This is a genomic window from Novosphingobium guangzhouense, assembly GCF_002896965.1.
In the GTDB taxonomy this organism is placed as follows: Bacteria; Pseudomonadota; Alphaproteobacteria; order Sphingomonadales; family Sphingomonadaceae; genus Novosphingobium; species Novosphingobium guangzhouense.
In genome coordinates this window covers 195,804-208,343 of record NZ_LYMM01000073.1, presented here as the reverse complement: position 1 = coordinate 208,343, position 12,540 = coordinate 195,804, and the positions used below count along the sequence as shown (strand labels likewise).

The 12,540-nt window shown below is 63.8% G+C and carries 9 protein-coding genes; 3 read left to right on the top strand and 6 right to left on the bottom strand.

The annotated features are described in order from the left end of the window. Positions 1–44: 44 nt before the first annotated feature. Genes A8V01_RS23940 through A8V01_RS23925 form a run of 4 tightly spaced genes read right to left on the bottom strand, consistent with a single transcriptional unit; the run spans position 45 to position 5,042 of the window. The gene (locus tag A8V01_RS23940; RefSeq protein ID WP_103098751.1) at positions 45–1,118 is read right to left on the bottom strand and encodes an LLM class flavin-dependent oxidoreductase; all 1,074 of its coding nucleotides are present in this window, start codon (positions 1,116–1,118) and stop codon (positions 45–47) included. Then, on the bottom strand, positions 1,115–2,020 hold the full coding sequence (locus A8V01_RS23935; protein WP_103098750.1) for an aldo/keto reductase: 906 nt from the start codon (positions 2,018–2,020) through the stop codon (positions 1,115–1,117). Before A8V01_RS23935 ends, A8V01_RS23940 begins: the two co-directional genes overlap by 4 nt. Positions 2,021–2,031: 11 nt before the next feature. After that, a complete protein-coding gene (locus tag A8V01_RS23930; RefSeq protein WP_103098749.1) occupies positions 2,032–3,048 on the bottom strand; it encodes a LacI family DNA-binding transcriptional regulator in 1,017 nt (338 codons plus the stop codon). Next, on the bottom strand, positions 3,045–5,042 hold the full coding sequence (locus A8V01_RS23925) for an alpha-glucosidase (RefSeq protein WP_211295132.1): 1,998 nt from the start codon (positions 5,040–5,042) through the stop codon (positions 3,045–3,047). The genes A8V01_RS23930 and A8V01_RS23925 overlap by 4 nt, the downstream gene beginning before the upstream one ends. 167 nt (positions 5,043–5,209) lie before the next feature. Between A8V01_RS23925 and A8V01_RS23920 the strand changes: the two genes are divergently transcribed. Continuing rightward, on the top strand, positions 5,210–7,555 hold the full coding sequence (locus A8V01_RS23920) for a TonB-dependent receptor (protein ID WP_103098747.1): 2,346 nt from the start codon (positions 5,210–5,212) through the stop codon (positions 7,553–7,555). A gap of 96 nt (positions 7,556–7,651) precedes the next feature. On the opposite strand, the gene A8V01_RS23915 is transcribed toward A8V01_RS23920, so the two are convergent. Together A8V01_RS23915 and A8V01_RS23910 are read right to left on the bottom strand one after the other, a co-directional pair. Further along, positions 7,652–8,407, bottom strand: a complete 756-nt coding sequence (locus A8V01_RS23915) for a porin family protein (RefSeq protein WP_103098746.1) — start codon at positions 8,405–8,407, stop codon at positions 7,652–7,654. 143 nt (positions 8,408–8,550) lie between these two features. Continuing rightward, positions 8,551–9,834, bottom strand: a complete 1,284-nt coding sequence (locus A8V01_RS23910; protein ID WP_103098745.1) for an MFS transporter — start codon at positions 9,832–9,834, stop codon at positions 8,551–8,553. A gap of 164 nt (positions 9,835–9,998) precedes the next feature. Between A8V01_RS23910 and A8V01_RS23905 the strand changes: the two genes are divergently transcribed. Further along, complete coding sequence (locus A8V01_RS23905; RefSeq protein WP_103098744.1) at positions 9,999–11,066, top strand: YeiH family protein; 1,068 nt, start codon at positions 9,999–10,001, stop codon at positions 11,064–11,066. Between the two features lie 11 nt (positions 11,067–11,077). Further along, the gene (locus tag A8V01_RS23900; protein ID WP_103098743.1) at positions 11,078–12,538 is read left to right on the top strand and encodes a glycerol-3-phosphate dehydrogenase; all 1,461 of its coding nucleotides are present in this window, start codon (positions 11,078–11,080) and stop codon (positions 12,536–12,538) included. Positions 12,539–12,540: the final 2 nt, after the last annotated feature.

Below are 12,540 nucleotides of genomic sequence, written 5' to 3'. Positions count from 1 at the left end.
TTTTCGCCTGTGCGCGGGTATGGCTGAAGGGTCAGCCCCGAACGTCAGAGCACCAGCGGCGCATGGTTGATCTGCGGCAGGACATGCCGTGAGAAAAGGTCCGCCTCGGCCGCATGGGGGTAGCCTGACAAGATGAAGGCATCGATGCCCTCGGCCTGATAGGCCCGGATCTTCGCCAGCACCTGATCAGGATCGCCGACGATCGCCGCCCCGCAGCCCGAACGGGCGCGCCCTATGCCGGTCCACAGGTTGTCCTCGACGAAACCGTCACCGCCTGCGGCAGAGCGCAGTTCCGCCTGACGGGTCACCCCGACGCTGGCGGTGTCGAGAGACTTCTGGCGGATCGCTTCCCCGGCGGCATCATCCAGTTTGGACAGCAGGCGGTCGGCATAGACCCTTGCCTCGTCCTCCGTTTCGCGCACGATGACGTGGGCGCGGTAACCGAACTTGAGCGTGCGGCCGTACTTCGCCGCCCGCGCGGTCATGTCGGCGATCGTCTCGCGCACCTTGTCCATCGTGTCGGGCCACATCAGGTAGACATCGCAGCCCTGCGCCGCAGCCTCGCGCGCGTCTTCGGACAGACCGCCGAAGTAGAGGGGCGGGCACTTGCCCGAAACTGTCGTGATACGCGCCGGTGCAAGGTCGAGGTTGTAGAACTCGCCCTCGTATTTCAGGTGCTCGCCGTTCAGCATGATCTTGAGGATCTGCATCACTTCCAGCGTGCGCTGGTAGCGGGCGCGGCTGTCCAGCTTTTCGCCCGGCAGGTCGGACGAGATGATGTTCACCGTCAGTCGCCCGCCCAGGATGCGGTCAAGCGTGGCGATACGGCGTGCCAGCTGCGGCGGCCAGTCCTCGCCCATGCGCACGGCCATGAGCAGGCGGATCTTCTCCACGAGAGGCGCGATGGCCCCGGCGAAGATCGTCGTGTCCACGCCAAGGGCATAGCCGGAAGGCAGCAGGATGTTGTCGAACCCGCCTTTTTCCGCCTGCAGCACGATGTTGCGGCAATGCTCCCAGCTCGACGCCAGCGCCGGGTCGGGCTGGCCGAGAAACTCGTAGTCATCGTCGCACAGCGCCGAAAACCAGCTGACTTCGCAGGTCTTGTCTGTTGAACTCACGGCAGGGGCTCTCCTTTCGATGCGACCAGTACCGCGTACCAGCTGGCGCGGGTCCAGCGGACCTTGAGTGCGTCAGTGGCTTCCGCGATCCGGTCTGCCTTTTGTGATCCGACGATGGGGATGACGCGCGCGGGGTGCGCCATGATCCAGCTGTAGGCGGCTGCGGTGCGAGATACGCCGAACTCTTCCGCAGTCTGGTCCAGCAGCGCGGCGACTTCCTTCGTACGCGCGTCTTCAGGGTTGGCGATACGACCACCGCCCAGCGGCGACCATGCCAGCACGGCCATGTCCATGGCGATCGCCTGATCCAGCTCGCCGTTCTCGATCGTGTCGAGGCGCAAGGCAGAGATTTCGGGCTGGGTGGAGACGATCGGCACGTTCACGAACTGTTGTAGCGTGGCAATCTGGCTGACGGTGAAGTTGGAAACGCCGAAGCTGCGGATCTTGCCCGCCTTATGTGCCGCTTCGACGGCCTTTGCGATTTCCGAAGGGTGCGTAAGAATGTCGGGGCGGTGGATCTGCCACAACTCGACCGTGTCGGTGCCGAGGCGAGTGAGCGAGGCGTCGATGGCGCTGGTGAGGTATTCTGCGCTTGAATCGTAAGGAAGGGGGGGCATGATGCCGCCCTTGGTGGCGATCACCAGCTTTTCGCGCAGGCCCGGTTCGCTGGCGAGCGCCTTGCCCAGCAGCGCTTCCGCATCGCCGAAGCCGTCGGTGCCGTTGAAGCCGTAGATGTCGGCGGTGTCGACGAAGTCGATCCCGGCATCCAGCGCCGCATGCAGCAGCCGCACGGCGTCGGCGGCTTCGCCTTCCATGCGCCAGTTGCCCCACGCAAGGGCGGAAACTTCGATGCCGCTCTTGCCGAGCTGGCGGCGGGCGGCCGGGGAGGGGAGGTAGGTCATGGATGTTCCTGTCAGGGGAGAAGATCGGGATTGATGCGGGCGACCGAGGCGCGCTCGATCAGATCGTGAGGAAGGCGGCGGTGCGTGGCCTGCGCGCCCTCAAGCAGCAGTTGCGTGGCTGCCAACGCCAGTTCGCGCGTGGGCTGGCGGATGGTGGTAAGCTGCGGCCAGACCATGCGCGCGACCATGGTGTCGTCGAAGCCGACCACGGATAGGTCGTCCGGCACGGCCAGGCCCATGTCATGCGCCACGGAAAGGATGCCTGCTGCCATGTCGTCATTGCTGGCGAAGATCGCGGTGGGGCGTCGCTTGCCTTTTAGAAAGTGATGTGCTGCGGCCACGCCGCTGTCGAAATCGAACTCGCCCGCCGCGACCAGCGCCGGCTCGTAAGCCAGACCGGCGCGGTCGAGCGCACGGCGATAGCCGAACAGGCGTTCCTCCGAAGCCATGTGGTTGGAGTGCCCCTTCACGAAGCCGATGTGGCGATGGCCGTGCGCGATGAGGTAGCTGGTCATGTCGTCCGCTGCCTGGGCATCGTCCATGAAGACCGATGACGTCATGGCATGGTTGGTGCCCGGAGAGATACGCACGAAGGGAATGTCCATCCCCTCCAGCGCCTTGAGCACCGGCACGCAGTCGGTGACCGGGGAGGACAGGACGATGCCGTCCACGTGCGTCTCGGTGACAAGCCCGCGCACCTGCTCGCCCACCAATGGATCGGCCACGTCGACCGGCTGCGCGAGCAGGCGCGAGCCGTTCTGCTGGCAGGCTTCCCAGCAGCCCATCTGGATCTGGTTCATGTAATAGGGGCTGTGGTTATCGTAGATCAGCGCGATCTGGCCGGACTTGGTGCCCGCCAGAATGCGCGCGGCGACGCTTGGCCGGAAGCCGAGTTCCTGCATCGCCTTCTCGACGCGTTCCTTGGTGTCGGCGCTGACATAGCGATGGCCGTTCAGTACACGGCTGACCGTCTTGATGGACACGCCCGCGAGTGCGGAGACGTCCTTGATATTGGACCGTTCGCTCATTTGCTCTCCCTTATCGTCGCGAAGAGAGGGGCGAACTTGCTGTCGGGCAAGAAGAAAACGGGTGGCTCGCCATAAGGCGCGGCTATTGTGTGAGTGCCGGGGGCGAAGTCCTCGCCGGTCCAGAGGTGGCGCCATGGCGTATCGCCGGGCAGGATCACCTCGCGCTGCGTTGCATCGGCCTCGACGATTGGGGCCACCAGCATGTCAGCGCCGCAGAGATACTGGTCCTGTACGCAGAACAGCGCAGGATCGAAGTAGTGCAGGAACAGCGGGCGCTGTACCGGCAGGCCGGTTACGACGGCTTCATCACTGAGGTGGCGCACATAGGGCGCGAGCGCCTTGTGAACGCGCGACATTGAAGCGAATGCGTTGAGCAGTTCCGGGCTGGAATCAATCTGCAGGTTATCGTCCGGGCGGTTGCCTTCATGGCTGCGCATCACGGGCGAGAACGCGCCCAGTTCGCACCAGCGCATGATGAGGTCCGCAGTGCGCACGTTGCCGTGAAGGCTGGTGTACCCGCCCACGTCGCTGTGCGAATAGGCATTGCCGACCAGCCCCGCCGAAAGCGCGGCGGTGATGACGGTGTTGATCCCGTCATGCCTCGTGAAGTCCACCGACTGGTCGCCCGCCCACAGCAGCGGGCAGTGGGCCTGTACGCCCGAGAAGCCGGCGCGCATGAAGAACACCGCCTCGCCTGTCTTGCCGCGCGATGCGACGGCGCGTGCGTTCGCTTCGGCCCAGAGGACCGGCCAGCGGTTGTGCATCAGCATCGGGTCGCTGCCGTCGTGGAGGCGCAGATCGACGGGCAGGTATTCGCCGAAGTCCGCCATCCAGCCGGAAAGCCCGAAGTCCAGCATTTCTTTGCCGATGACCCGCTCTGCAAACCAGTCCATCGCGGCGGGATTGGTGAAGTCCACGACGCCGCAGTCGAACTCGCCGAAGTCGACAAGGTAGACCGCGTCCGAATCCTGCTGCAGCGCAAGATAGCCCAGCGCTTCCGCCTCGGCATACTGCTTGCCGTCATTGGCGAGATAGGGGTTTACATAGCCAAGGAAGCGTATGCCCTTTTCGGCCAGCGCGGCGATGCGTGCGGGCAGGTCGGGGTAGCGGGGCTCATTCCAGGACCAGTCCCAGAAGAGGCGACGGCCGAAGCTGGTCTGGCGGATACCGATCCAGTCCTCACACCACAGGCCGGACACTTGCGCGCCCGCCTCGATGATCTTTTCAAGGCGCGCGAAGCTGGCTTCGCCTTCCTTCAGGCCGACGATGGCTCCGCCGATCGCCCAGTCGGGCAGCGCGGGCTGGCGGCCGAAGCGGCTGGAAAGCGCGCCGACCAGTGTGGGAAGATCGTCGGCGGAGAAAAACTCCAGCGTGAATGCGCCTTCCCACACCTCGATCCGGTGGCGGGCGGCATCTGTGAAATCGAGCACCGAATAGGCGCTGGAGCCGAGATGGCAGGCCCATAGCGTGGATGTGAGGAAAGTAGGCTGCGGGTAGTTGGTCCACCAGTAGTCGCCGCCTGCCATGCCGTTCTGGTCCATCAGACGGGTCAGTTCGGTAGACTTGTCACGGCCGACGCCGGGCTCGCTGGTCCAGATCGGGAAGCGACGGCCGGACAGGTTGAGGTAGCTCATCTGCTCCCCACCACCCCAGATATGCTCGTCAGCATTGGCTGCCAGATCGACCCAGACGCGGTCGAAGCCGGGCGTAAGGGTGGTGACCGTCAGGGCATCATGCTGCAACGAAAGGCGCAGCATCGGTTCGCTGCCGTCGCTGGCGCTAAGCAGCAGATCTTCGCCTTCGGGGCGTGCGAAACCCAGCTCTACGCGGTCTGTAGGGGCGTCGCTAATGGCGAAGTTGCCGCGCACCATCTCCACGCTCGGCGCGCCGCGTGCGATCGCGAAAGCGGGGGCGTACGGCGCGCTGCGCAGCACTTCCCGCCCTGCGAGCACGCAGGCAAATCCATCTTCCCGAATGGTGAAGGTCAACGGCAAGGCCCGGCTCCCATGGTGTGCTTCTTATGCAGCACTGGCGTGGCCGCCGCGCTGTCCTGATGTGACAACGCTTGACAGAAATGATGGAGCCAATCAAGAGGGTCGCAACCGACAGGACGACCTGAGGCTCAAACACTCAGGCTCCGTATAATCAGGAGGGGAGACATATGATTTCCGCACAAGGTACGGCCGCGCGTGGCAAAGGCGCGTTTGTTCGCAGCGCACTGGTGCTGTCGGCATCGGCGGCTGCGCTCATCGCCGCGACGCCTGCCAGCGCGCAGGTCGATGAGATCATCGTGACCGCGCAGAAGGTCCAGCAGAACGTCCAGGATGTGCCGATCGCGATCAGCGCGGTTACCGGAGAGGCCATGGCCCGCGCTGGCGCCAAGAGCCTGGAAGATATCACCTCGATCGTGCCTTCGGTGACGTTCCGCAAGGGCACCACCAATGCCAACAGCGCCATCGTGATGCGCGGCGTTGGAACCATCAGCTTCTCGATCGCGGCAGAACCGAGTGTGTCCACCGTTGTCGACGGTATCGTCCTGAGCCGGTCGGGTCAGTCGTTCCTGGACCTCGTCGATTTCGAACGGCTTGAGGTGCTGCGCGGACCGCAGGGGACACTGTTCGGCAAGAACGCTTCGGCGGGCCTCGTCAACATCGTGTCGAAAGGCGGCACCGACCATTTCGAGGCAGAAGCCAACGTCTCCGGCACCACTGACGACGAATACCGCGCCAAGATGACGTTGTCCGGCCCGATTGCGGAGAACCTGACCGGCCGTCTTACCGGTTTCTACGGAACCTTCGATGGCAACATCAAGAACACTTACTATGACAAGACCGTCAACGGATACGAACATTACGGCGCGCGCGGCGTCATCGACTATGACGGCGGCGGCAGCCGCCTGCGCCTGATCGCGGACTACTTCAAGGCGGACGACGATTGCTGCGCCGAAGTGACCGGCGTGTCACGCGGCTCGGTGATCGACGCGGAACTGGGCATCACGCCGCAGGGCGAAGATACCCGCAAGGTCAACCAGAACCTCATCACCCGCTCGCTGGACCGCCAGTACAGCTTCACCATGAGCGCGGACATCGACACTTTCGCTGACCATACGTTCTCGATCGTCACCGGGTATCGCAACTGGAAGAACACCGAGATCCGCGACGGCGACTTCCTGCCGCGTGCGATCATCGATCCTTCTGGCAGTGCCCCGGTCAGCGTCGCGCAGCTGCATGATCGCGGCACCGTCGAGACCGATCAGGTTTCCGCCGAAGTGCGCCTTGCTTCGCCGCAGAACCAGCCCCTGACGTATCAGGTCGGCGGTTTTCTGTGGTATTCCAAGAACACGCAGGACTTCACCCGCAGCGACGTGACGTGCGCCACCTCCACTTCGCCGGTCGATCCGGTGACGGGGGCGCAGCCGTGCAACCTCTCGGACACCGTCAACACGCTGTTCCCCACCGCGACTTCGCGCAGCGACGTCTCGTTCCGCAACTGGGCGCTGTTCGGGCAGGCGACTTACGAGTTCACGCAAAGCCTGCGCCTGACGCTGGGCGGCCGTTTCACGCATGACGACGTTAGCTACACCCACACCCGCGCCCCTGCGGTCAACGCCACGACCGGTCTTCCGGCCACCGGCGCGGGGCTTTCGGGCGTCGGCGCGGGCGGCACCATCGCCACCGGCGGCAACGGCACCAACACCTCGCGCGGAAGCACCAGTGCCGACAACTTCTCCGGCAAGGCCGTGCTGCAGTACGACGTCATGGACGACGTGATGGTCTATGGCAGCTACACTCGTGGCTACAAGGGGCCGGCGTTCAACGTGTTCTTCAACCACGTTGCGCCGACGAACTCTTCTCCCATCGATCCGGAAAAGTCGGACAGCTTTGAAGTCGGTTTCAAGAGCCAGTTCCTCGATCGCATGGTGCAGCTGAATGCTGCAGCATTCCTGGTCGACTACAAGGGCTTCCAGGCCAACAACTTCGTGCTGCTGAATGGCGCGGTGGTGACGAACCTGACCAATGCAGGCACCGTTCGCTCCAAGGGCTTCGAGGCTGACCTTACCGTTGCGCCGACCGAAGGGCTGACGTTCCGCGCCAATGCCGCCTATGCCGATGCAAGGGTGCGCCGTTTCAACCCCAACCCGCTGACCAATGCGCCCGATGCCCGCGATGGCACCCGCCTGCCGCTGGCGCCCAAGTTCAGCTACACCATCGGCGCGGACTATGATGTGCCCGTCGGCCCGGTGAAGCTTTACCTGTCGAGCGACTGGCACCACGTGTCGAAGCAGTTCTCCGATCTTGGCGAGAGCGGCCCGATCGATGCTTATGGTATCTGGAACGCCAGCGTCGGCGTGTCTGATGCGGACGACAAGTATCGCCTGACCTTCATGGTGCGCAATATTCTGGACGACAGCTACGTGCTGCTCAACACCAGTGCGGGCCAGCGCCTGATGATTCCGCGCGATGCGGATCGTTATGCCGGTCTGAACCTGCGGGCGAAGTTTCAGTAAGGATGCTGTGGCAGGGGTAGGGCAAGCCTTACACCTGCACGCATGAAAAAAGCCCCGGCGGATTTCGGTCCGCTGGGGCTTCGTCATGTCAGGAGCTTAGAACGTGAAGCGCACGCCGGCGGCAATCTGCGATGCCTTGGTCTTGCCGAGGCGATACTCGACTTCGCCGTCACCGAACTGAAGCCTGCCTGCACTGGCCTGCCGGTAGGTGTAGTCCGCGGTAAGGGCCACTGCGGGCGAAAGCTGGAAAGCAACGCCGGCGCGCGCCTGCCAGGCGAAGCGGATCGACCCGTCATCTTCGCCAAGCGCCTTCACATGCGTCCCCACAGCACCCAGACCGACGCCGACGTAAGGGCGGATCGTGTCGCTGACGGGGATGTCGTAGGTAAGGTTCGCCATGACGCCGATCTGGCGCAACTTGGCGATGGAGCCGCTGGTGGAGCGGATGGTGGTGCCATCGATCTCGGCGCCTTCAAAATCCTCAGGATAGAGGATTTCGGCATCGATCAGGGTGTCGACGATATCCTCGACATCGTCAGCCGTGATTGCCGTGCCGTTCACGCTGCGCAGGTCAAGGCCGCGAACCTTGTTGCGCGAATAGGACAAGTCTACGCCGAAGCGGACCGGTCCGAAGTCGTAGCCGATTTCGCCCGCGATCAGCCATGCGGACTTGGTTTCAAGGCGGGTCTGCAACTCATCGCCGGATTCGGGATCGGTGACGGTGAAGTCCGGGTTGTTGAGGTCGGATATGCCGGTGCGCAGCGACACCGAAAAGCCCGATGTTTCCTCTGCCGAGGCCGGTGTGCTGAAAGCGGCGGCTGCAATAATAGTTGCTGAGATAACGTACTTCATAATTTCCCCCTGTTGGAAATTGGTGGCCTGATGCGACCCGTTATGTTTTCGGTCGCGCATCTGGCGGTCAGGGGGAGCCGCCGCATCCCACGATCATGGGATGCGGACGCATTTTCGATAATTTTTCTATACTCAATAAGGGTTTATACTGCTTCCACGATCCTGGGCTGCATCAGGTGGATGAAGGCCGTGGCGACGAGATAGGCCGAGCCGCAGATCACGAAGAGCGGGGCATAGCCAAGGCCCGAACTCAACGACCATCCCGCGAACTCAATGATGCCGGTGCCGGTCAGATTGCCAGCCACGGCACCCAGCGCGATCACGGTTGCCATGCGGCGGGCCGGGATGATCTCGGTCGCCATGCCGAAGATGCTTGTCGAAAAGCCCTGATGCGCGAACAGGCCAAGGCCGATGCAGACAGCCGCGATCCATGGATTGCTGGCGACGAGCGCCAGCGGCATGACCAGCACGACAAGTGCATAGGCCAGCATCGTGCCCTTGCGCGCGCGGTTCATCGAAACTCCGCGCAGCAGCAGGGTGGGATAGAGCGCGCCCGCGCTTACCGCGCCGAGCGCCGCCAGCACGAAGATCACGGCGATCGGCCAGCCCAGCTGGCCCTGGCTCAAGTTGAACTGGCGCGCGAAGAAGTCAGGGGTCCAGAACAGTACGAACCACCAGACGAGGTCGGTAAAGGCCTTGGCGCCGATCACCGTCCAGCTACGCCGGTCGGACAGGATCGCCCCCCATTCGACCTTTCCGCCCTTTTCCGCGCTGGCCGAGGTGGCTCCCGCCACCGGGGTCAGCTTTGCCGTGCACAGGCGCCAGGCCACAAGCCACACGAGGCCGAGCCCGCCCGTGACGACGAATGCGGCCTTCCAGCCGAACGCCATGGCGAACGGGGGAATGATCAGAGGCGTCAGGATCGCGCCGATGTTGGGAGCGGTGTTGATGATGCCGATGCCGACCGAGCGGCGCGCTGCCGGAAGGTAGATCGCTGCGGTCTTCATCGCTGCCGGGGTGTTGACCGATTCGGCAGTCGCCAGAACGGCGCGGGCGATCACAAATTGCTGCACGCTGGAGGCCAGTGCATGGGCCATCCCGGCCAGGCTCCATACCGCCACGGCAAGGCCATAGGCGAAGCGTACCCCGAAACGGTCGACGAACCAGCCCACGCCCAGCAGCGAGGCCGCCGCGGCCAGCTGGAAGATCGAACCCAGATGCGCGAACTGCTGATCGTTCCACTGGAACTGCGCTTCCAGCATGGGCTTGAGCAGGGCCAGCACCTGCCGGTCGACATAGTTCAGCGCCGTCGCAAAAAAGATCAGTGCGATCAACACGTTCTGCGCGCGAATAGCTGCGCGATCGTATGCCGCAGCGGGGGGAGTGGCCGCCGCCGTGGGCACGGCCGTCTGTTCGTGGATAGTCATTCTCGCTCTCCCCTATCCCGCCGTTGCGTCGGCGGCAATTAGTCTGACCCCTTGCGTAAAGCTCTTGCTCCATCGCGGGCATGGACATACAGACCGTATGACAACGTAGGACATACGGCAAGCATCTTCATTGAAAGAAGGATGCGGCGAAAGGACGGGGAAGAGTGAGCGCAGATCACGCAGGCGACCTTTATGGCGAGATGTTCCTTGCCCAGCTTGACGGCTCCGTCGCGAAACCGAGCCGTATCGAGATATGGAAGACGCTTTGGCCGGGTCTTGCCATCTGCGGCATTGCCAGCATAGCGGCCGCCTGGCTTTCCGAGCATTATGGCGCCCCGATCATCCTGATGGGGCTGCTGATCGGCCTGGCGCTCAACTTCGTGACGAGCGAGAAGCGCACGCATCCGGGGCTCGACTTTGCGTCCAAGGCCTGCCTGCGCTGGGGCATCGTGGTGTTGGGCACACAGGTAACGCTGGCCCAGATCGTTGCGCTTGGGCCGGTGCCTTTCCTGGCTCTGCTGATGGTCATGGCTGCCGCGATGGGCGCCGCACTGCTGGTGGCGCGGATGACGGGGGCATCTACCGCAATCGGCATCCTTGCTGGCGGCGCCACCGCGATTTGCGGCGCGTCGGCCGCGCTGGCGCTGTTCGGCGTGCTGGGCGCGAAGCGTATCAGCCAGGCGCAGTTCGCGTTGACGCTGGTGGTGATCTCGATGGCGAGCGCGCTGGCCATGTCGTTCTATCCACCGCTGGCCGGGCTGATGCATCTGGACGACCGACAGGCCGGGTTCCTGATCGGCGCCTCGATCCACGATGTCGCGCAGGCCATCGGCGGCGGCTATGCCTATTCCGACATCGCAGGCAGCTACGCCACGATCGTCAAGCTGAGCCGGGTGGCGCTGCTGGCGCCGATCGTGGCGGTCGTCTCGCTGATCTACACCGACGAGGACGCAGGCCAGCGGCACTGGATCCGGAAACTTGCGATGCCCTGGTTCATTACCCTGTTTCTGGCCGTGGTCGTTCTCAACTCGCTGGTGACCATCCCGGCCTTTGTGGTTCATCTGAACCTGACGCTGTCGAAGTCGCTGCTGTTGCTGGCAGTGACGGCCACCGCGATGCGCTCGCGCCTTGATCTGGTCATGCAGATGGGGTGGAAGGCGGCGATGCCGGTGGTTGCGGCAACCCTTGCTTCGCTGGTGGTCGCGCTGGCCTTCAGCATGATGATCTTGTGAGTACCTTCGTGATGAGTGACACCTACGATATCGCCATAATCGGCGGCGGCGTGAACGGCTGCGGCATCGCGCGCGATGCTGCCGGGCGCGGTGCGAAAGTGCTGGTGCTGGAGCAGGGCGATCTTGCGGGCGGCACATCGTCTGCATCCACCAAGCTGATCCACGGCGGGCTACGCTATCTGGAGCACTACGAATTCGCGCTGGTGCGAGAAGCGCTGACCGAGCGGGAGCGGCTGTGGAAGATCGCTCCGCACATCATCCATCCGATGCGTTTCGTGCTGCCGCATGTGAAGGGTCTGCGCCCGCGCTGGCTGCTGCGCCTTGGCCTGTTCCTCTACGACCATATCGGCGGCCGCAAGGCGCTGCCTGCGACAGAGAGCATCGACCTGCGCAAGCATCCTGCGGGCCGGCCGCTCAAGTCCGGTTTCGGCAGGGCCTTCGTCTATTCCGACGGCTGGGTGGACGATGCGCGGCTGGTGGTGCTCAACGCCCGCGATGCGGCGGATCGCGGGGCCACGATCCTGACGCGCACTCGTGTCGAGAAGCTGGAACGGGAAGGGGGCGTCTGGACCATCCAAACGTCTGGCGGCACCTTCCGTGCAAAGGCAGTGGTGAATGCAGCAGGGCCCTCCGTGCTCGACCTTGTCGGCCGCGCAGGGGAGCACACGAAACGCGCCATGCGGCTGGTACGCGGTTCCCATATAGTCGTGCCGCGCCTGTTCGATCACCCTTACGCGTACTTCTTCCAGATCTCGGACGGCCGCATCTTCTTCGCGATCCCCTATCAGCATGACTTCACGCTGATCGGCACGACCGACCGCGATCACAAGGGGCCACTGAACGAAGTGAAGGCGAGCGACGAGGAAATCGCCTATCTTTGCGATGCGGCCAATGCCTACTTCGAAAGGGCGATCACCCCCGCCGACGTAGTGTGGACCTATTCCGGCGTGCGCCCGCTGGTCGACGACGGTTCCGGCAAGCCCGAGGCGGCAACGCGTGGCTATGACTTCGACGTCGACTGCGATGCGAAGGGCGAAGCGCCGTTCCTCTCGGTCTTCGGCGGCAAGATTACGACTTATCGCCATCTCGCCAAGGATGCGGTGGAGAAGCTGCAGTCTTATGTGCCCGCGCTGGGCGGCGAGGACTGGACCGCCAGCGCGTCGCTTCCCGGCGGCGATTTCGCGATGGGCGCTATCGAGGGGCTGAAGGCCGATCTTGCGCGCGAATACCCGCGGCTTGATGCGGCGAGCGTGGACCGGGTGGCGCGGGCTTACGGTACGAAGGCACGGGTCTGGCTGACAGCCGATCCGGGCGAGGACTTCGGCCATGGCCTGACCGGTGCGGAAGTCGATTACCTTAAGGCAAACGAATGGGCACGCACGTCAGACGATGTGCTGTGGCGGCGCACCAAGCTGGGCCTGCGGCTGGATGGCGCGCAAGTCCAGCGCCTCAAGACATACATGGGTGAGTGAGC

Bases quoted from the DNA above. Each gene is read 5' to 3' on its own strand.
- A8V01_RS23935 (WP_103098750.1), bottom strand. From the start codon at position 2,020: ATGACCTACCTCCCCTCCCCGGCCGCCCGCCGCCAGCTCGGCAAGAGC.
- A8V01_RS23900 (WP_103098743.1), top strand. From the start codon at position 11,078: ATGAGTGACACCTACGATATCGCCATAATCGGCGGCGGCGTGAACGGC.
- A8V01_RS23915 (WP_103098746.1), bottom strand. From the start codon at position 8,407: ATGAAGTACGTTATCTCAGCAACTATTATTGCAGCCGCCGCTTTCAGC.
- A8V01_RS23930 (WP_103098749.1), bottom strand. From the start codon at position 3,048: ATGAGCGAACGGTCCAATATCAAGGACGTCTCCGCACTCGCGGGCGTG.
- A8V01_RS23910 (WP_103098745.1), bottom strand. From the start codon at position 9,834: ATGACTATCCACGAACAGACGGCCGTGCCCACGGCGGCGGCCACTCCC.
- A8V01_RS23920 (WP_103098747.1), top strand. From the start codon at position 5,210: ATGATTTCCGCACAAGGTACGGCCGCGCGTGGCAAAGGCGCGTTTGTT.